The sequence below is a fragment of the Pseudoflavonifractor phocaeensis genome, assembly GCF_038439875.1.
In the GTDB taxonomy this organism is placed as follows: Bacteria; Bacillota; Clostridia; order Oscillospirales; family Oscillospiraceae; genus Vermiculatibacterium.
In genome coordinates this window covers 210,473-231,049 of record NZ_JBCDMT010000002.1, presented here as the reverse complement: position 1 = coordinate 231,049, position 20,577 = coordinate 210,473, and the positions used below count along the sequence as shown (strand labels likewise).

3 protein-coding genes are annotated in these 20,577 nt (G+C 57.6%); 1 reads left to right on the top strand and 2 read right to left on the bottom strand.

From position 1 onward, the window contains the following. Window positions 1-11: 11 nt before the first annotated feature. On the bottom strand, window positions 12-13,664 hold the full coding sequence (locus tag AAEU42_RS03195) for an S-layer homology domain-containing protein (RefSeq protein ID WP_342232085.1): 13,653 nt from the start codon (window positions 13,662-13,664) through the stop codon (window positions 12-14). A gap of 244 nt (window positions 13,665-13,908) precedes the next feature. Between AAEU42_RS03195 and AAEU42_RS03190 the strand changes: the two genes are divergently transcribed. After that, window positions 13,909-14,226, top strand: a complete 318-nt coding sequence (locus tag AAEU42_RS03190) for a hypothetical protein (protein WP_342232084.1) — start codon at window positions 13,909-13,911, stop codon at window positions 14,224-14,226. Between the two features lie 871 nt (window positions 14,227-15,097). Here the strand turns inward: AAEU42_RS03190 and AAEU42_RS03185 are convergent. Further along, the gene (locus AAEU42_RS03185; protein ID WP_342232083.1) at window positions 15,098-20,524 is read right to left on the bottom strand and encodes a hypothetical protein; all 5,427 of its coding nucleotides are present in this window, start codon (window positions 20,522-20,524) and stop codon (window positions 15,098-15,100) included. Between the last annotated feature and the right edge of the window lie 53 nt (window positions 20,525-20,577).

The window sequence follows — 20,577 nt, the reverse complement described above, 5'->3', positions numbered from 1 at the left end:
TACACTTCCTCTCAAACGTTGGGGCCGCCATCGCTGGCGTTGTCGTGGTAGAGCCAGGTCTTGTCGATCCAAACGTTCATCCAATGCTCAGGCGGAATCTGCTTGGTCTCATCGGGCCAGTAGAAGGTATGGTCGTTGGCGGCCTCGATGATCTCGTAGTAGGCCCAGTGTCCCTTGGGTACGTCGGGCCAGGTCATGTACTGGGTGGAGCCGTCCTCCGTGTTGTGGCTGGCCACGCCGCTGTGGACGTACTCCGTCAGCTCACTGAGGCCCACGGCGTCCACGCCCCGGTTCAGGTAGCCGTTGAAGATCTTCACCGCCTCATCCCGGTGGATGTTATTCAGCGGTTTAAAGGTCCCGTCGGTGTAGCCGTTCACCCAGCCGTTGGCGTAGGTGGTGTACACCCCGTCAACTGCCCAAGAGCCGATGTCGCCGGCGTCGGAGAAGGGCATCCCCTGGTTGCTCTGGATGCCCGCCAGACGGGCGATGACGGTGGCGAACTCCTGCCGGGTGATGGGCTGGCCGGGACGGAAGGTCCCGTCGTCATACCCCTTGAACACGCCGTTGATGGTGCAGAAGGAGATGGCGCTGTAAGCCCAGTCGTTGGCCACGTCGGAGTAGTTGCCGGGGTTGCCGTAGTCGCTGCCCTCCACGAAGCCCTCCAGGCAGGCGCGGGCGATAATGGTGGCAACAGACCCACGGGTTATGTCATCCGACGGGCCAAAAGTACCGTTGGGATAGCCGATGACATAGTGGCTGTGGTCAATGGCCGTATGCTCCCCAGAAGCGGTCTCATAGACGGCATAGAACGTGGTCTCCTTGGTGATCTTCACCGTAGTGGGATCCACCAGGACAGGGGTCTTGCCATCCTTAAGCTTGGCGGGATCGGTCTCGGACCAGCCCAGGAACTTGTAGCCGTCCAGCGGCTTAATGGTGGGCACATGAGCGGGATACTTGTTTTTGGCCACGGTTTCAATGGTGACGTCCTCAGTCACACCGGTGTTGCCCACATAGTAGTGCACGGGGTAGGGACAATCGTCGCCGCCGCCGCCACCGCCGCCGCCACCGGTGCTGCCGGCAGGATTAATGGTGATGGTCAGTGTATAGGTGGCCACAACGTCGTCTAGCGCACCACCGTCTATGCTTTCACCCTTGGCGGTAAGCTTCAGGGTATATGTGCCCGTGGCAGTGGTCGTCGCGGCGGACAGGCCCAGGGTGTAGGTCGTCTTAGCCCCGGCGGGGGTAAGCTCATTGATTGCGGTGGGCGTCAGCGTCCACACTGCGCCAGCGGGCAGAGTGTTGGTGGTCTGTTCCACCTCGATGTCGTAGACCGTCTCTCCATACGCGCCCAGGTTGATGGTGTAGTCACTCAGGGTCCCTCCGGCGGTGATGGTGACACTGCGGGTGTGGTCCACCGCGGGACCTCTGGCGTCGCTGCCGTTGCTTACCGCGTCGTCAAACTTCAGGACGGCGGTAGCCGGAATGATTGTGGGTGCGCCGGTAAAGGTACCGGCCTCACCAGCATCGCCTGTTCCGGCCACAGTGATGGTGTTGTTGTCAACGCCATTGTTCTTACCATTGATGCTCATGTCGCCGTCCACGGAGCCCAGCTTGTGGTTCCCGTCAGGGGTCACGACGACCACCGGACGGTACTCCTTGCCAGCCTCAAACTCGGTATCCGTAGTCGTCTTCCAACCGCCAGGAGCGTTGTCGTCCTTCTCCTGCCAGGTGATGGTGACGGTGGTGCCGCCCGGCAGCGGATTGCCGTTTTTATCCGTGGCGGTATTATTAGTACCGATGGTCTTATCAATGGTTACTCCCGCGGTAGGATCCTGGGTAACGACCTTAACGCCGTCGATCTCAGCAGGCGTTACGCTCATGGTTCCCTGAGTCTGGGTCCCCGGCTTGTAGAAGCCGTTCTCATTCCCCGTACCCATGGCAACACCTGCGGCAGTGATGGGCTTATTATCGCCCACATTCGCGTTGTCCAGCGTATAGCCAGTGGCGGTAAGGCTCACGTTATCGCCAGCCAGCAGCGTGTCGCCGGGCGTCAATTTCCCATCGGCCACATTGACACTGCCGTCGTAGGTCTTGGTGCCGCTGGCGCTGCCAGTGGTATAGTTCAGCTCCCTGGCCTTCATCTCAAAGGCCACCTTCTGGTTTTCCGGCTCATCCGTAGATTTCTTACCAGACAGCTCCACCCAAAGGTCGGTCGTCGTAGCCTTTGCGAAGGTCATATCCGAGTCCGTGCCTGTAGTCGAGACTGTGACATCACCAGAGGTGCTGTGCCAGGTCACAGTACTCGTCAGCTCAGTCCCGGTGCCGTCCACCAGCTTGCCGTTGGACTGCACCGTGTAGTCCACATACTTGATGGCCTCATTCTTCAAGTCGTCATAGAACACCCGGACGACCAGGTTGGTCCGCTCCATCACTTTGGCGTCGGCGGCATCCGCCAGGCCATTCATGTAGGTACCTTCCGCAGTACCATAGGTGACGCTGTTGGTGGCGTTGTTGGGGGCGGCGGGATTCAAAAGCTGCACACCGTTGACGATTCGGTCGCTCACTGTGAGGGTAAACGTCTTCGTCGGCAGCCCATCCACGTCGGCCTTGTAGTCGCTCGTCGTTGTGTTGGCGTAAGCGGATCTGACCTCGATGGTATAGTCACCGTTCGCGTCGGGCTTAAACTTAGTGGGATCAGAGATCTCCCCCGTCGACAGGCTGCTGCCGGCCGGCACGGCGGTGAGCCAATAGGTATAGGTGTACTTACCGGTAACCGTACCGCTGGCCTTGCCGCTGTCGGTCCATTCGGCGGCGTCCGTCTCACCCTGCTTGATTGCATAGGTCATGCTGGGCTCCGCCTGGGCCTTGAGGTTGTACTCCACATCCTTCTGGGCACCGCCGGTGGTATTGCTCAGGTCCATCTCAGCTGCGGCCTTCTCAATGATCCAGGTGCCTGCCAGGGTCTTGGTCAGCGCATTGTAGTAGCTGCCCTCGGCCACGGAGACATAGATGTCATAGGTCCCGGCGTGGAGCTTTCCGCCGGTCACCGCGTCACCAGCCGCGCCGCCGGTGGCGACATAGTAGACCGTCACGGCGCCCGCGGCGCCGGTGTAGCCAATCTGAGCCGGCGTGGTGATGGCGCCCTCATCGATGGTCTGTTTGTAGCCGTGGAAGGTTGCGGTCCCCCACGTGAAGCTGCCCAGGGCGGTGCCTCCGGTCTGATCCTCCAGGGCACCGATCACCAGATCCACCTTACCGGCAGAGTTGGTGGCATTCACCTTCTCGGAGTCGCTGTACCCAGACCCCGAGGCTTTGGCCTGGACCTCCACCTTATAGTTCTTGCCGGGCAGGAGGCCGTCGGCGGCAGTAAAGATTTTCTCGTAGGTTGCAGAACCGTTGGCGTTGATCTCCACCTCGGTAATCTTTGTACCCGTGTCGGGATCTGTCACGACCACGGTGTACTTGTCCACATGGGCGTTGTCGTCGTCAGACTTGGCGATGACCAGCTTCATGCCGCCGGTGCCGTTGTCATTGGGCGCCCAGGTGGTGATCTCAGGGGCATCCACCTGGACCGTCAGCGTTCCGGTGGCCGCCGTGGCCACGCTGCTGGCCGCGCCGCCGTTGACGGGGTCTGTGTATCCGATGGTCACCCGGAAGGCAGCGTTGGCATAGGTCGCCGCGTTGTCAGCCGTAATAGCAAGGGTCTTGGACGTTCCGGCGGTCGACCAGCTGCCGTCGTTATCAGGCGTGGTGCTGTATTCCCACAGGTAGGTGATGCCGGGGGTGATACCGGGGGTGCTGTCCAGGCCATCAATGGTGACCTCGGTGTCGCCCACATAGAGGTGGCCGCCCTGCGGGATGGAGGGGCTCATGGTGACCCCCACGGCGGGGGCGGTGCCAGTGCTGTAAGCGACTTCGATCCCGCCGCTGATCTTCTTGTGGAAGGTGGCCTTCAGCGTGTCGCCGTCGCCGCGGTTGGCCAGCACGTAGCTAAACGTATTGCCGGTGCTGGTTCCATCTGTGGTAACGTCCCACCCCACAAAGCCGAACTTGTTATTGTCGGCGGGTGCAGCGGTAAAGGTAGTGTCGGCTGTGACGGTGACCGTCTCGGACCCGTCGCTCACGCCGGCGGTCTCGTTGGCAAAGACATTGGGAGCGGAGGTGACCTTGCCGCCCGCGGTAACCTCCACGGTCAGCTTTTTGCCCAGAGCCGCGTCGTCGCTGCCTCTGGCCAGGCCGTCGTTGGTGGCGGCATCCGCCAAGGCCTGGGCCGCCACGTGGACGTAGTAGGTCTGACCGCCGGTCAGGCCGGAGACCTCGATCTTGTCCCCGTCGCTGGCAGTCCATGCGGCGGTGTTGCCGTCACTGGTGGCATCCTTATAGCCGAAGGCCAGCTGGCCGGACACAGTGGCGGTACCCAGAGCCGCACTCTTGATGTCCGCGGCGGAGGGCGCTGTGCTGCTGCTGCTGATAACATAGTAGATTCGGGCGTCCACCGCGATGGCGGCGCTGAGGCTGCTCACGGTCACCGTCTCATAGTCCACCGGGTCCAGCACAGCCGTGACGCTGCTGGCGGGCAGAGTCTTGAAGGCATAGGTCAGGGTCAGGCTGCCGTCACCGTTCAGCTTGTATTTCAGGACATTGCCGTTGCTGTCCGTGGCGCCGGTGGTGCTGGCCTTCAGGCCGTCCACCGTAAAGCCGGTAGCGTCCGGAGCGGCAAAGGTGTGGTTCTGGTTGGGCTTAAGCACCACCGTCACGGTATACGCCTTACCGGCCTGGAACTGGCCGGGCGTGCCGCCGGTGCTGTCGGCCCAAGTGACGGAGTCCACACTATAGTTGTTCCCGTAAATACCGTCGGCCGTGCTATTGCCCGTCACATCAGCAGCAGCGACAGGGGTTCCTCCCACGGTGGGCGGGGTGAGGCCGGTAATGGCCGCGTTGGTGATCCCCGCCTTCGTCACCTCCAGCTTCACCTTGTAGGTGGCGCTGGCGGTAGCGGAGTCTGCTGTCGTACCTGTGGCGGTATAGGTCTCGTCATAGGTCGCCGCCTCGGTGGACAGGGGAACCGGCTTGCCGCTGGGCGGTGTAATGACCAATTTATTGGTGCCAATCTGGCCCGCCACCAGGGTGCCGGGGTCGGTGAAGGTGTGGGAGTAGCCGCTGGCCGCCTCATCAACCGCGGTCACAGCCACGCCGGTAAAGGTGGCGTTGCCGATGTTCTTGATGTCCACCGTCACAGTGCCGGGGGTCTGCCCATAGGTCACCGTCACCGTCTTCTCTTTGCCGGTACCAAAGTTGGAACCACCCTCATCGACCATGCCGATGTTGGGGTCCTTCTCCTTAGCCGTCAAGGTCTGTGTCTCGTCTACCGTATTGTAGTTGTCCGTATCCACCGCGGCAAAGGTGAAGGTATAACTCTCCGTACTGTCAGCATGATCCACCCCGACCACAAAGTTGGGGGGAGTGGCGGTCCATGCATTGAGGTGATCCAGGTCTTCGTTTGTATAGGGGTCCACAACGCTGGTAACCGTTATCGTGCCGCTAGCCACCACAGGCTCACCCTGGAAATTAAGCCCATTTCCAGCATTGGGCGTATAGGTAAACCCGGTGACCACAGGTGTGGCCTTGGCCACTTCCAGGGTGCACTCCACAAAGGCGTCCTCATTCTTGGTCGTATCATGGACCTTGACCTGGAAGCCGTAGCTCCCCGCAGCACCCATACGGGCGCTGGGCTGGAGCTGGATGACACCGCTCGCGCTGATGGCGAGGAAGCCGGTGGGGTCCTTCAAGGCCGTGTCGGCGGAAGCCTCCAGGCTGTAGGTGTAGTTGCCGGAACCGCCGGTGACGGTAACCCCGGTGGTCGGTGCCCCGATCCAATCGTTCTGCGCCATATGATAGACGGCGTTCAAGTCCACAGAGGCCACGGCCAGCGTATCAGACACCCAGACCTGATAGAAGGTAATGGTTCCGCCGGCGGCCAGGCCGTCTACCATGTCAGCGGTAATCACTACGGTTCCGCCAAAGTTGGTGCGGGTGTTCGTGGGCTGCGTGTCGCCGCTCTTCCAGGACCAGCTGGTTGGGTCGGTGTAGCCTGCCCGGGTACCGGTACTGGAGGGCGCGTCAAGGGTAATGGTATCCCCCACCTTGACATTGGTCTGGCTGCTGGGCATACTTCCCCCGGTGCCGCCATTGGCGTCAAAGGCCACCGTATAGGTATTCTGGAACTTCGCGGTAACCGTGATGGCGCCGGTGCCGGTGCCCTCGGGGGTGTACGCGCCGGTGTCGCTCACGCTGCCTGTGCCGGTGCCGGAGACCGTCCACTCCTTGAAGGCGTGGTTCGTCTGCGCATTGGGCGTCATAGACAGCTGGTAGGGAATCGTCTCCACCGTGTTAGCCGTGGCATCGCCCTGGCTGCCGTATACGCTGAACGTCTTGGGCTCGCTCTCCTTGGCGGTTTGGCCACCCACGCTCACGGTGCCGTTGTCATCCGCGTCAGTGGTGACAATGACCTGATACGGGGTCTTAAAGGAGGCGGAATTCACTTCAGAGAGGATCCCGCTGGCGCTTTCCGCCACCACATAGAGCTTATACTCCGTGTTGGCCGTCAGACTGCTCAGCCCTTCAGCGCCGGTATAGGTCGCCGTACCGGCGGAGGCGGTGCCGGTCACAGACCCGGTCCTCCCGCTCTTCACCGCGGCTCCATCGGCGGGCGCCGGGGCACTCGCCAGCTGGACCTTGTAGTAGAAGGTAACATTGACCCCGGAGGCCGCAGTCAGCTGGGTGATCTTACCCGCGTTGTAGGCGGTGGCTCCCACTGTGATGGCAGGCGTTCCGGCGGCGGTGGCCGGGAAGGTATACACCAGCGTGGCGCTGGTTCCGTTAGCCGCCACCGTCAGCCGGTCGCCCGTGGCGGCCCCGTTGGTGACGCTGTTCCCGTTTACAGAGCCGGCGGCATCGGCGGCAAAGACATACCCCGCATTGGGCTCCACCGTGATGGTAACGGTATAAGCCACGCCGCTGCCGAACTTATTGGCGCTCTCCAGGGTGGGCGCCCATGTTACATTCGTAACTGTGTAGTTGCTGCCCCCAGGAACCGTGGCTTCAGCAACAGTGTTCGCCACCTCACCCGCGACGGGCGCGGCCACCGAAGGCGCGATGGCATTGATGGCGGCCGCGGTGATGGTGAAGGTACCCACCGTTGTCTCGGACAAAGCCAGGTAATAGCTGCCCTCGGCAGTGGCCACCTTCACATCGTAGGTCTGGGCCGCGTTGGGCGTGGTGGCACCATCCGTCTGCCCGAGGTAACTCACCGTCAGCGCTCCCGCCTGTGCCGACGTGATCCCGGAAGCGTAGCTCAGCGTAACGCTCTTGTTGGTGCCGTCATAGCTGGCTTCCTCAAAGACAGCGTCCCCACTTACCATACTGCCGGTAGAGATCATCGTGCTGGTCAGGTCGCTCACTTTCAGGACTACCTTGCCGGCGTCCGCGGCGGAAGTCGCGGTCCAGGCGTTGGAGGCCGGATTCTCATAGGAGGCGGCCGAACTTGCCTTTCTGGTCTGGACCTCCACGGTGTACTGGCCCACGCTCGCCCCTGCGTCTGTGGGCTTGATCTTCGATTTGTCGGCGGGGATGAGGACCTTATAGAGCCCGTTGTCCGCATCATACTCAGCGCCCCGAGCGGAAATGGTCTTTGTATCAATGGTACCGTTGTCCCGCTTGATGACCACCTCATAGCTCCCAACCGGGTTGTTGGACGCCACATCGTCCGTGGACGCGGGGAAGGTCAGGTAAAGTCCGCCACCGGCCAGCTTCTCGTCAGCCAGGCCCAAAGAGGCCTCGTCCCGCTCCACCTTGGCCAGCGTGGCGGAGGCCGGGTTCACAAGAACCTTGGTGGCCTTGCCCGCGGCGGAAATGGTCACGGAGGAGTTGGCAGGATCTCCCGTATAGGTGACCACCACCTGAATATTCTTGCCCAGGTAGAGGCCGTCAGTGCCGGCAGCTACCATCCAAGCATGGCTGGTAGCGCCGGTGATATCCTGCCAAGTGCCGGAGGCGTCCTTATACTGCCACTGGAAGGTCAGGTCCGTGTTGCCGGCCGTGAAATCGGCGGGCTGTCCGTTGCCGATCACGATACCGATGGCGGAATTGCCCACCCCGGCGGTCAGGGTATCCCCCACCTTGAAGGAGTTGCCGCCGCTGATGGTTCCCGTACCGCTGATGATCTTGTGGAACGTCGCGGTGACGGTCTCCCCGTCCCCGGCCGGGGTGTAGGCCCCACCGGTAAGGGCAACGGACCACTCCTTCAGCTCCCAGCCCCGGGTGGCGGCCGTGGCGGCCAAGGCCACGCTCTGCGTCTGCTTCACACCCACATCCGCAGTGCGGTCAGCGGGTGTCGTGGTGCCCTTCAGGGTCGTGCTTCCCACCGTGACCGTGTTGTAGGCGGTATCGTCATAATCGCCCTTGGCGTTCACCAGATTCACCGTCAGCTTGTACCAGGTTTCAAAGGGGTTACTGACCACAGAGGTCAGCGCGGAGGTGTTGCCGTCGGCCCCCACGGCTTGCGCCACCGCATGGACATAATAGGTATGGTCGCTCTGCGTCAAGCCGGAAAGCGCCCGATTGGTGAAGGAACTCTCGCTGGTGCCAAAACTCACCTGATCCGCAACGGCGGTACCGCCACCGGCGGCGGTGACAACGGCCTCCGCGGTCAAGCCCGCCTGCTCGCTGCTGGTGACCACGTAGTAATACTTCACACCGGTGGTCTCAGCGGCCCCAACGGAGAACTGACCGGCATCGTAACTGGTGCCCTCGGCGCCGACCGTAAGGTTGGTCGGCACAGCCAGCTTGGTGGCGGGGAAGGTATAGGTCAGCGTGACCGCGGTATCAGTGACAGTAACGGTCACACTGCCGTTGTCCGCGCTAGAGCCGTTAACCTGGCCATTGATGGTATAGGTGCCCGCCACAAACTTATAGTTCGTGCTGCTCGGAGAAAGAGTCACGGTAGCGGTATACGCGGTGCCGTACGCGGCGGTGCCGCCCACGCTGCCGCTGTTGCTCCAGGCGGTGGTCTGCGTAAACAGCGGATCCACCGTTCCGATCACACCGTTGGCCAGCGGTTGTCCCGCCTCCGGCGCCGCCACGGTCACGGCGCCCGCGTTGATCTCCGCCTTGGCGACATTCAAGGTGGCGGTGTAGGTCTGGTCGGCCGCGCCTGCGGAAGTGGTGCCGTCCGCCTTGAACGCCTTGATCGTATAGGTGGCGGTATAGCCGTCCTTCGCGTTCATATTGGTGTTGGGGGTCACGGTGAAGGTCACCGTGTTGCCCGGCTCCACCGCATTTGTACTGGAGAGACTGGCTGCCGCCCCGTTAAAGGCGCTCTCACTGTCCGTCGTGGTGAGGGTGAACTTCATAGGCATATTGCCGGTGTTGGTCACCGTCACGGTCTTGTTGGCCGGGGAAATGGTGTTGTTGCCGTATGTGCCGGTAAAGGTCTCGGCATCAGCGCCGGTGGCATCCCCGTCGCTGACGGTGAAGGTGTAAATGGGTCCGTCCGTGACCACGGCGAAGGCGGCGTCCGCCGTGATGGCCACCGAAGCTGTGGCCGTGGTGACCTCGGCTGTGCTGCCGTTTGTAGTAGACGTATTCGCCGTGATGTTGTATCCGGTGAAAGACACATCACCGTCCTTCGTGGCCGCAATGGTGTAATTGCCCTTGGGCACCTTGACCGTAGCGCTGGTGCCGGTAAAGCCGCTGAAGGAATAGACCTCCGAAGTGTGGCCCGCGTCCGTTCTGGTCAGCGTCAAGGCGCTCAGGTGGTCGGCCTGGAAATTGGCGGTGACGGTATAGCCCTTTTGGGTCAGGACCGCCTTAACGGCGTCATCGTCCGCCTGGGCGGCGGTATACTCCCGCGTCGCGGTCAGCGCCGGGGCGCTGTCGGCGGTGGCGTTGAGCCAGCTCAGGGTATACTCCGGGTCGGACCAGTCAGCCACCGTAAATGTGACCGTTGTTCCGCTCAGCACTGTGGTGGTGCCGGCGGTGACGGAAGCGGCGCCCACCGCGGCGGTGACGGCGTAGGTTGTGGTCAGGGTCCCAGTACCGGTGTCCACATCCTTGATCTCCGCCGGGGTGACAAACTTCACAGTGAAATAATTCACCGTAGCTTCCCGGCCGCCGATGGCGATATCCTTTCCGCTGTCCTCGTCGGCGGCGCCGGTGCCGCCCACCTTCTGGACGTACACACTGTAGGTGGCGCCCGGCTTCAGCGCGCCGGCCGCGGTGTTATAGGTCCCCGACCCATAGGTGGTAGGAACCTTATCACTGGCATCGACGTCGTTCACCAGCGTTACGGTGTACCCACCGCCCACGTCGGTGCCGCCGTCCTTCTGGAGGGTGACTTTTGCGCTGAAATTCACGTCGATCCCGTTGGACTGCTTGTGGCCGGTGCCGCTGCCGGTGGCATGGCCCACGGCAAAGACCACCTTACCCATGTCGTCGTCGTTCAGCGTATAGCTTACCCCGCTGGCGGTGCCGGTGGCGGCGGCGCCAATATTTGGCGTGCCGGTGGCATCCAACGTGATGGCGGCGATATCCGTCCCATAGGGGGCGTTATACCAAGTGTAGGTGATGTCGCCGGCGTCGATCCCGTTGGCTTCATAGCCGGTCACGCTGACCGTATTGCCAGCGGCGGTGCCGCCGGCGGCGGCGATGGTCACGGCGGACAGCGTAAGCGGGGTCTGCTTCAGGCTGGCGGTGTCGGTCTTGTTGTAAGCCGCTGTCGTGTCCACCGCGGTGAAGGTCACGGTTCCGCCCGTCGCGTCCACGGCGCTGCCAAAGTTGGTCTTCACCCAGTCGGGATCCAGCACATAGGCTCCGCTGTCGCCGAAGGTGGTGGGATACGTGGTAAACGCGGCATTGGTCGTAATCTCCACCGTTGTGCTGCCATAAGTCACGGTGAATTTGGCCAGCGCGCCGTCGTTCTTGGCATAGGTCAGGGTATAGGCCGTATTTTCACCAGCGTCGGCCCCCGGACCAAAGTCATACACAGCCGGACTGACGGCCAGGGTGGGCAGAGTCTTGAACGTCGCCGCCACGGTGGTGTCGGCCGTACCCACCGTATAGGTCGTGCTGGCATCACTGCTATCGGCAAAGGTGCCGCCAGCGGTGCTGGTCCAGCCCGTAAAGTCATAGAGCGTAGAATTCGGGTTCACCACCACAATCGCAATGGAGCCGCCCGCGTCCACCATGACGGAATCGCCGCTGGTATGCGCGGTACCGTCCACCGTCAACGTGGCTCCGGCCAGAGCGGTGCTCACGGTAACGGCGTACTGCTGTTTAAACTTGGCGGTGACCTCCACCTGCCCGGCGGGCATGGTGAAGCTGGTTGTGCCCGTGGTGTCCGTAGGCGCGGTCACGCCGGTGGCCGTCCATTCCAGAAAGCGGTAATGGTCGCTGCCCGTAGCGGGCGCCTCCGCCTTAACCGGCACCGTGCTGCCCACCAGGAAGTCTTTGGTCAGCGGGGTAGCAGTGCCCAGGGTCGCGCCGGTGCCCAGCGCAATCTGCGCGTTGGACGTCCCGTCGGTTTTCAGAGTGACGGTGTAGTAGTTCAGAGTGATGGTCCCATCAGCACCGTTGATCGTGTGGCTTCCGGTCCCCTCTTTTCCGGTCACGGACGCGGTGTACGTTTTACCGTCGGCCAGACCCGTAAAGGTCGCTTCACCGCTGGCGTCCGTGGAGGCCGTTGCCGGCGTGGTGCCGCTGGTCAGCGTTACGGACACACCCGCGGAAGCCGGGCTGCCGTTCACGTTGACCTTCACCGTGATGCCGTAGCCGGTGCGGTTAAAGGTGGGCGTCAGGGTGATGGGGCCAGTACCAGTGTAGTTGCTGTTGATGGTCCACTTTGTGGCGCTCGCATCCGCCTGGTCAAAGCTGCCCGCAGCCGACGGGGCGGCCGTCCAGCCGGTATGCTCATAGTTGGACCCGGCGGAAACCGTGGCGAGGGTCGCCTTGTTGGTGTCTCCCATGCCGCCGGCCAGGACCGTAGCGTCATTGTTTCCACCAGTATAGGTGCCCTCGGTAATGGCGGCAAACTTTACGGTGTAGTAGTTCAAGCTGGCGGTTTCATCGGCGGAGTTCACCGTCACCTGAATGCCGGTGTTGGCTCCACCGTTCTGCACATCGTAAGTAACACCGCCGCCAGGAATGCCGGTAAATGTGGCGACGCCGCCGGTAACGGACGGAGTATAGGTGCTGCTGCCCGCTACCAGCTTGATCCCAGCGCCGGTAATCATATCGGCGTTCTCAGAGCCATCCTTGTTGACGGTCACGGTCACCTGATAAACACCTGTGGCGTTCACCGTCACGGCATTGGCAGAGACCGTCTTGTACAAGCCGGCGTAAGCTGCGCCATAAGCGTTCTCGGCGATGGAAGCGGTGACGCTGTTGCCGCCTGCCGAGAGGGTCAGGGGCGCGTAGACCAGTGTGCCTACGGACCCGGCATTGGCCGCGGCCGTACCGAGCGTAATCCAATTCCCCGCAGGGGCGGCCGTCGCATCCCAGTAGGGGGCGCTGAAGGTGACGACCTCCATCACGTCGGCGGTGGTATTCCCCGCCAGAGGCGTGACACCGTCCTTTACGCCGATGGTCATCGTCGGCTGGGCCTGTTCGATCTTGAAAGTCCAATCCGCCGTCTGGGTCGCGCCGTTGCTGGCATCCGTGACGGTCACGGGCACAGTGTACGTGCCGGGCTTGGCGCTGGGGGTGCCAGTGACCAAACCGTTGGCAGCAATGGTCAAGCCTCTCGGCAGGCCGGTGCCCGGTTCCGCGATCGTGCCGGTACCGGTGGCCAACGCGTAGCTGAAGCTTGGGGCACGGGAGGCCTCCCCCACCGTCTGGGTGGTGGCGGCTGTGCCGTAGGTAAACGTCAGCGTGCCGGCATTGGGATTAAAGCCCGTGGCCACAAAGCTGACCGTAATCGCGATGGCGTCACTGCCGGTGCCGGGGATAGTGATAGCAGTGGAGGCCGTGCCCGCGGCAGGCAGAGAAACCGCGGCCCCGGTCTGGCTCCAGATGCCGACCTCATAGTCCTCATTATCGGGCGCGGCGGTGATTGTGACGCTCTCGCCCTGGGCATAGGTCTTCGCCGTACCGGCGTTTGCGGGCGCGGTAATGGAACCGTTGTCCCCGGCGGTAACAGTCAAATCATAGAAGTTGAAGTTTTGACCGGCGGTATCACCGTTCACGGTGATCTGAGAACTGGCCCAAGCGGTGGTGCCGTCACCCAGATAAGTACCGCTCACCGTGATCGTGCCAGCGGCGCCCGCGGAAATACCGCTGATGGTGTACTCACCGCTGCTGTTTGTGCTCACGGGCGTGCCGCCGTCAAAGGACACGCTGGCGCCATCCCACGGGCTTCCGTTCTTCTTGATGACGCCCGAGATGGAATAAGTGGTGGCGGCGGGAATGTCAATGGAGCAGTTGATCACGACCGTCTTGGATGTACCGCCATTGCCATCGTCATAGGTGATCTGCAGACGGTCGCTGAAGCTCTGCCCATCAGCCAGGGTGGCCGCGGGAGAAATGGTAAACGTAGTGTTAGTACTTCCAGCCGGAACCGTACTATTCCCAAGGGTCGTTGTGAAGGCGTTCGTGTTATCCAGGAACGTCACACCAGTAATATGCGCATCCTTGGCGTTGAGCTCCCTCAGGGTTATGGTCTTGTCCGTAGCATCTGTAGTCGCCGTCCAGTTGACAAAGGTAGGCGTGGGCGACAGCAGCGGGCCGGTATCTTCAGATACATTTACAATAAGGCTAACCGTTGTTACTGCTGTTTGCAAATTTCCATCTATATAATTCACCAAAAATGTCGCTGTATATGTCCCGGCTTCTGGATAATCCGCCGGAGGCGTGAATGTGACAGATGTTGTCTCAGCATCATACGTTGCATCTTTGGTCAAGCCTGTAATTGTCCAGGCCTTTCCTTCATCATCATCAATCCGAAAATCATTAACAGTTTCATTAGTAGTATCTGCATCAATATATCCACCAATTGTTAAGTTAACGCTAAGGTTCTCTGGCGAATATTTGACACTATTACTATTTTTATCAAAAATCCCGCTAAACACGAGGGGGTTTTTATTTGGAATCCATTCATTGAAATCGGTATTAGGATTAACAATAGTAATAGGCACTTGCAGGGTATATGTATTAATAGTGTCATCCTTAGTATGATAAACGATTACCATAACGCCACTTATAGACGCATAAGTATCGTCACCAAAAGGCCCCCAGTTTGTCAAACTAATATTTGTATTTTTGCTAATAGAAATCTCTGTACCATGTTGAAGTGCATCTTGAGAAATAGCTGTGAGAGCATCCTGTGCAAAAGTAGTAAAGCCACCTCCAAATGTAACTGAATCAATCACTGCATCGGCTTTACCAATATTTTTAACCGTCACAGTCGTTGAAGATGTTGCAGCAGTACCATTCGTTGTAATCGTAATGCCATCTGCCACTAACTTTGCCGTTGACGCAGGTTCAAGCGCCTTTGTACCGGACTTCGCAAGTTCAGGTGTACCACCGGCAGAAACCAGGATGACCATGTAGGGAATAGACGTAATGTCCTCGGCATTTACCGTTGTGCCGTCCTTTAACGTATAACCATTGAGAAATAGGCTTTTTATGTTGTTCAAACCCCCGGCAGGTAAAGTCCCACTCACCACAATTTTACCATTTGAAAATGTATCAGAGGTAGTGGTCACCACATAGGAGCCACCGGGCAGGTTCGCGTTGGCAAGGGCCCCCTCCATTTGGCCCACATTCTGTGTGCCCTCTGAAATGTTACCTTGCTCAATCAACCCGCTGGGTGTGTATGTCTTATTGACATGAACATCCGGCACCAACGCAATGGCGTTCGTGCCCAATCCACTGCCGTTCAGACTGGGGTCGCCTGTAATCGTAATCTCATAGTGTCCTGTCTCCGGATTCAAATCGGTTATTTCAACCGTTAGACCTGCCACCGCAAAGACGGACATGGGCAGCAGGGACAGAATCATTGCCAGGGACAGAACCCAGCTCACGACCCGTTCTCTTAATTTTACTCTCATTTGTATATCCTCCTAACGGCCCCAAGGCCGACGGTATGGGTTTGGGACGGGGGTCTGGCGGTCGATACCACCGGTCCGTCCCGGGTGGGGCCGTAGCGTTGTCCCGTGTCAGACACAGGCACTTTGTATCGGACACCGGCATAAAGGAACTGCTTTCGCCAAGTGGGCAGGCGAAGCAAGGTCATGCCCCCCTCCCCTGCGTCCTCTTTCGAGGGAGCGGAAGGTTCCGGAACTGGTTCCCCACTCCCTTCCGGAGCTGGGTCTCCGCTTTCCTCCGTATCCAGGGGCCGACTCTCTTCCGGGCCCGGCGTTCCCGGGGCCTCCGGGTTTTCGGCCGGAGCCTGGCTCTCTTCCGGAGCCGGAGATTCCGAGGCTTCCGGGCCTTCAGTCGGAACTTGGCTCTCCTCCGGATCCGGAGATTCCGAGGCTTCCGGGCTTTCAGTTGGAGCCCGGCTCTCCTCCGGGGCCGGGGATTCCGAGGTCTCCGGGCTTTCGGTTGGGGCCTGGCTCTCCTCCGGGGCCGGGGATTCCGAGGTCTCCGGGCTTTCGGTTGGGGCCTGGCTTTCCTCTGGAGCCGGGGATTCCGAGATCTCCGGGCTTTCGGTCGGGGCCTGGCTCTCCTCCGGAACAGAGGATGGTATAATCTCTTCAGCTGATTTTTGAAGCCGCTCAATGACTGCTATTAATTCCTCATATGCCTTTTTTAATTCGTCCAGTTGAGTCAATAATTCATCGAGCTGCTCCGGGTTTTCCTTAAGCTGTGATGTTAGATTAATTATTTGCAAAGTTATGTCTGCCATCTTAGCCCTAAGTTCGCCTTCTTCAAACTCCAGCGTCATTAAGCTAAGGTTTACCGCAGTAACAGTAGGGTCCCAGGTATATCCCGCTCCATCCGCTATATCTTGAGTAACAAGGGCACCTTTATTTACTTGCATAACCCCGTATTGAACTTGCGTCCAAGATAGCGTTAACTTTTGATTCGTATGGTCAACATAATTTGCCGCATAGGCACTTTGCGCAAGTGTTCTCAGAAATTTTTGAGGACCATTTTTGACTAGTGCATCTGTTGTATAATACGTTGTGGCGGTTCGCCTCAGATCCATGCTACTGTCCTGCAAAGAGTTCACAGTAATTGTGGCATTAAAATCTGTATCCGACAAATCTCCATTTGCAAACGCATACATATTCTCAAGCAATTTTTCAAATTCTGTCTTTGCACCTGCCGCATTCGGGTTTCCATCTTTCATTCGCCACCAATAATCATCATCAGTGGGTAGACCCGCTTCTAAATAAGCGCCGCTATTGAGAAGACCATATTGTACCTGAAACCAAGATAAATCTGGAGGCGTAAACTCCGTCCCGTTTCCTGCTGCCCGAGCATTATCCACTAATGCTATTAAATTTGTCATCATAATAGCAATATCCGCCGTCTCAAACAACTGAACTTCGTAAGTTAAATCTGTTGCTTCCGGGATTGCCTTTTGAAGCCGATACGCTTTTAGAATAGCATCTGTTAATCCAGAATTAACTTCTGGAATTCCATTCTTCGCAATTCGAAAAGCAGCAACCCCTAATGAATATGCTTTTGCCGCACTGGGAACTGCATGTTGAACAGTACTAGTATTGTGTGTCATAGTGGGGGGTGTTGTATTTCCGCCTTTCCACCAATAGTAGGCATCTCCTTCCGTATCAGCATCAAAAGTACTCACTGTAACCATCGAATCGTGTATCAGCAAATATTGCACTTGATTCCAACTAATAGTATTTAGATTATTATCAGCAATAGTTTCAATCGCAGTCTTAAAATCGACTTCATTTTGCCAAGGGGCACCTGCAAAGTCAGCTCTAAGGGACAATTCAGAATTACTTTGCATCTCTGCTAATGTAAATGATGCCCAAGATGCACTTTTTTCCTTAGCTGCAGTCAACATGGTCTTTATATTTGTGATTTTCTGTCCCCCGTTATGCCACCAATATCCCGCAATCTCCGGTTCAGCGGCGCCGCCGGAAGCAACAGCGTTATGGATGATATAATATTGAATCTCGCCCCAAGTAACCCCAGTACCGCAGGCCGCGACCGCAGCCTGGACCGCAGCCTTGAAATCATCAAAGCTGGCAAAGGGCACGCCGTCGGCAGTGGCCAAGTTCTCCGTTAAGGCGATCCAATTCAGGTAGGCCAAGGTATCGCTGGAATCGGAGGCCGCGGCCATCGTTTCGTAGGCCGCCCGAAGGGTATTGAGCGCGGCAGGGCGGTCAATGGTATTTGCGGTATTAGCCGCAGTCAGAACAGAGGCAAAGTTAGTGGGCTTGACACCCCCGTCATACCACCAGTAGTTTTCTTTGCCGTACATATTGGCAGCTGTCAGATCAGAGGGACTGATGATACCGCCGCCATCCACATCGGCGGTGTTTTTGTCCAGATAATGCTGGACTTGATCCCAAGTCAAATCCTCCGGGGCATCACCCTGGATGGCGGTAAGGGCAGCCACGGCGGCAATCAATTCCGTTTTAAAGGCATTGGTAGTCGACCAAAGAGTTCCACCATCGTTGCGCAGGTGGAACAGGCTTTCAACCTCGCCAGTTGTGAGCAGGTCAATATTTGCCTGGTCAGCAGGCGTTGCTGCGGCCAGCATCAGCTCGGCCCAGGTAGTGGGCTTGCCGGAACTGGCGGCCGCACAGGCGGCATGCAAATGGCACCAGGTTAGGGCAGGTATAGGATCCTCACCATGAGCGAGGGACCCATCCAAGATAAAGCCCTGAAGCTGGTGATATGTGAGCTGCGCACAATTGCGTGCAATATTCCAATATTGATTGTTTCCCCCATCATGGGCCGCTTTAGCGGCTGTCGCCGCATTGAGCAGTGCTGTACGAAGGGCAGCCTGGTTAGAAATATCTGCCAAATTTCCGCTGGCATCCCGCAAATTTGCATCTGCAAGGGTACTGGAAGAAACATACTGATTAAATGTATTTTGAGTAATTTCCCCAGCATTATATTGACTGGCTTTTTCCATCAAACTATTCAAGGTACCGAAAAGCACAAACCCCAGTGAACCATCTTTATTGGCGAAAACGGGAACATCATAATAAGCATCGGTAGAATCGCTTTCACCGTCTACATAGTAGTTATAGTTATCGACCGTAAAATCGGCTGGGTCTGTATAGGAAAAATTAGAACTGCTGCGTTCGCCGCCCGAAACAAAGTTATTGTCATACTTATCTACCAAAAAATAATCAACTTTGTTTTGGCGCGCCGACAGGGCCAACTCAATCGCAATCAAATCAGAATTTTGAATATCAACTTTTATATAAGTGGTCTTGGTCCGTGTGGTCGCTGCCTCTTCCAATTTAGGGTTGGGCAAATCGTGATTTACGCCCAATTCGTCATTTTGCTCCCACCGTAAATCAGTGGTCACATGCTGGCGCACAACGGGTTCACGCATGCGGGGGACCCCCCGCAACGTTCCGTCCATCTTGTCACTAGCGCGCTCCATCTCTACGCTGACGGAAAATGCACCGCCAGCGCTGCTAGCCAAATAATTCAGTTTGTTATAGTAGGGTTGCTTAACCAAGCGATAGTTAAATGCTGTATTTAATAATTTTTCTCCAGGCTCATATATCGCTTTTAAGAAAATTTCACTCTCGTTTGCCGTAAATCCAGTCTCCAAATCGGCAAAGGTAAAGATACCGTCGCCGGCATAGGCTACACTGGCCGTCCCATCGGCGTCCACTGTATAGTTATTCAGTTCGCCTGTGGAAGCCAAGGTCGTCCAGGTATCCATGTAAGTATCCGCCGTGCATTTGGCCCAACCGTAGGCAAATGGATAGTCCGCCTCATACTCCGGGGTTGCAGTGCCGTCTACCGCCGTAGTCGTTTTTTGTATCCAGCCGGACTTATTCCACTCAGCCATATCCTTGATGTAGTCAGGGTCCTCACTGCCGCTGGGATACTTTGTTGTGTCGGTGGCATCCGGCATGGGCGTGTCATGCACCATAGGACGCTTGAAGAAAGTATAATCCAGTTTGTTGGTCAGCGGATATTTCTCCCCATCCTGTACGTCAGATCCATCGGTGTTTCCAGGTACCATAGGCGTAGTAGGATATTTACCCCGATAGCTGTCAGCTCTGGAAAGAGACGCCACCTGAGCAGGTGTAGGCGTGTTCAGGTCCGGGTAGATAAACTTATCTGCCACAAAATCACTGACTAACCCCCGGACATCTGTATTCTTGGGCACGATTTGGGTTCCGATAATCGTATTATCCCAATCCACATAAACAAGAGTGGTCAAATTTCCAATATTAGAGCCGGAATCAACAAAAGACGTCTGGGAAACTACAGGAAAGGTTAGTTTTGCCTCAGGCAGGAGGTTGGTAATATAGGAGTAATAATCCGTATCTGTAGCGGGGTCACCTCCGTCCTTGGCCGCAAGAACACGAAGATTTTCCGTCACAGGTGCATCAATGCTCCATGTTTGACCGTCCGCCTCAAAAGAAACTTGAGTAATTGTGTCAGAATTCATTGAATCATATTTTGGGACATAATAGAATTCATTGTCACCTGAACGATAATACAAGGCATAACGGGTCGGGGATTTAGAAATTTTAATATCATCATCGTCAGCAAAAGAAACGATTGGTTTAATCACCGCCTCCCCTGCCGGTGTCATAGCTGTGGCCAGCTCAGCCATATCGCCCACTATTGATCCATTATAAGATAGATCATAAGTATCGACTGTATTTGTTGTATTTTTAGTAATGCTGAATTTTTCCATCTCATCTGGGTTGACATAAAAACGGATTACGGCCAACGTTGTCATCTTGGGGAACGAAACTTCCTTATATGTTTCCGCCCGGAAAAATAATAAAGATTGATCACCGTTCAAGACTTCCGTTGTCAAGGAACCGGTGGCCCCCTGAACAATGCCGGTCTGCGCGACGGCGCTGGAAGTTGCGTCATATTTTTGTGTTGGCAACTGCGTTTGATAATAGGAATTTGTCACAACGGGCACATTAGGGTCCATTTGGTCCACAAAAGGAAGTGTGGGATCTGTCGGTACCCAGCTCCATCCCACCGGAGTAAGGACAGAGGTGTCATATTGGAGGGAGAGTGATAGCGCGCGGAATGTGCGATACACCGGATCTGCGTCAGGTATTGCAGAAGGAATTTTTGGTGTCTGGACTCTAAGGGCAAGTTCAAAATAGCCAGTGAGAAACCCAAATTCGTTTCGAACCAGGTTCCCCTGGACCTCAATTTGTGGAAACTCAATATCAGAGGCCTGTGTTGGCTGAAGCAAAGACGAGGCCCCCGCGGCAAAAGCGTTGGCAGGCAGCAGACAGCTCAAGGCCAGGATCATGGCCACCGCTCTGCGCCAGAAACGGCGGAGGCGGCCGGAACAGCGCCACTGCCAAATCGTTTTCAAATCCATAAAGCCGCCTCCTTTCTCCTGCAATGTTCTCCTTGGTCTTCTGGACTCCAGCC